The organism is Methylophaga muralis, from assembly GCF_001720165.1.
Classification (GTDB): domain Bacteria; phylum Pseudomonadota; class Gammaproteobacteria; order Nitrosococcales; family Methylophagaceae; genus Methylophaga; species Methylophaga muralis.
In genome coordinates, this window is record NZ_MCRI01000100.1 from 1 (window position 1) to 927 (window position 927).

A 927-nucleotide genomic window follows, 5' to 3' on the forward strand; every position below is an offset into this window, starting at 1 on the left:
GGATGATGAAAAGTTAATCGAAATTATCCATCAAGAAGCGCCTGTTACGACTGGTAACTTTGCAGAAGTTGAAATAAGAATTCTAGGTTTAATATCAGAGCTGTTACCCCATGAAGCATTAACCGCAAGAGAAGTTGCAGACTCAGTTGGTTGTACAGTTCAGAAAGTTTCAGCTTGGGCCGGAAAAGTATTAGGTAAAAAAGGTGAAATTATTATAGATAAATCACATAGCCCGTATAAGTATCATACGGCTGAAATATAAAAATTTCTAACAAGACGCTTAATCAAGGATGCGCTAATGCGCGCCGCTTAGCCCGGCTTTATATGGAAGGTGAATGAATAAAGCAACACGACCAAGTGAGATCCGAAATGACGAGGAAATTGTTCTATCGGTCCGGCAATGGGTTAAGACTTTTGTGATGGAAATGAATCTATGCCCATTTGCTAAGCATGAGATGCTGAACAATCGGGTGCGCTTTGCTACCACAAGAGCGATAACGGAAGAGCAATTGTTAATGTCACTGCAAGACGAGCTGGAACTGCTCAATAGTGAGCCGTCAGTTGAAACTACGCTGCTGATTCACCCACATGTATTGCAGGACTTTTATGACTACAATCAGTTTTTGAGTAATGCCGATAACCTCCTTTTGGAAATGGGACTGGAAGGTACCTATCAGATCGCCAGTTTTCATCCAGATTACCAATTTGGTGGAACAAATCCGGACGATGCAGAGAATTATACAAACCGCTCTCCCTACCCCTTGTTGCATCTTATTCGGGAGGCGAGTCTTGAGCGAGCTATTGTGGAATATCCTGATGTCGATCAAGTTCCAATACGAAACGTGGCGCTAATGAATAGTCTGGGACACAATAAGCTGCAGGCACTATTTGAGAGCCTATTTAAGCTTTAGGGAGCTGTAACTTTAG

2 protein-coding genes are annotated in these 927 nt (G+C 42.3%); both read left to right on the forward strand.

The window, feature by feature from the left end; translation table 11 throughout:
• Positions 1-262: hypothetical protein (locus A9E74_RS14440; protein WP_176718949.1), on the forward strand; the 262-nt coding region annotated here is incomplete at its 5' end.
• A 73-nt stretch (positions 263-335) separates the two neighbouring features.
• The gene (locus A9E74_RS13795) at positions 336-911 is read left to right on the forward strand and encodes a DUF1415 domain-containing protein (RefSeq protein WP_069297157.1); all 576 of its coding nucleotides are present in this window, start codon (positions 336-338) and stop codon (positions 909-911) included.
• The last annotated feature ends 16 nt before the right edge of the window (positions 912-927 follow it).

Coding starts and splice junctions, on each gene's coding strand:
- A9E74_RS13795 (WP_069297157.1), top strand. CDS start 336: ATGAATAAAGCAACACGACCAAGTGAGATCCGAAATGACGAGGAAATT.